Raw genomic sequence first — 221 nt, forward strand, 5'->3', positions numbered from 1 at the left:
TTCCGCGGCCCGACCAGCATCGCCTCGCGCACCGTCATCCCCTCCAGCTTCCGGGGCGTCTGGAACGTCCTGACGAGGCCGCGCTCGGCGACCTCGTACGGCTCCATGCCGGTCACGTCCGTCCCGTTCACCTCGACCGTCCCCCCGTCCGGCTCGTAGAACCCGGAGATGAGGTTGAAGATGGTCGACTTGCCGGCCCCGTTCGGACCGATGAGGCCAGT

The 221-nt window shown here is 68.8% G+C and carries 1 protein-coding gene; it reads right to left on the reverse strand.

All coding sequences use genetic code 11. The features are described from left to right. Positions 1–221, reverse strand: a 221-nt coding sequence (locus tag EXE44_RS19705; RefSeq protein WP_137718146.1) for an ATP-binding cassette domain-containing protein, incomplete at both ends; no start/stop codon positions are given.

Origin of the sequence: Halorubrum sp. SS7, from assembly GCF_005435055.1 — an archaeon.
Lineage (GTDB): Archaea > Halobacteriota > Halobacteria > Halobacteriales > Haloferacaceae > Halorubrum > Halorubrum salinarum.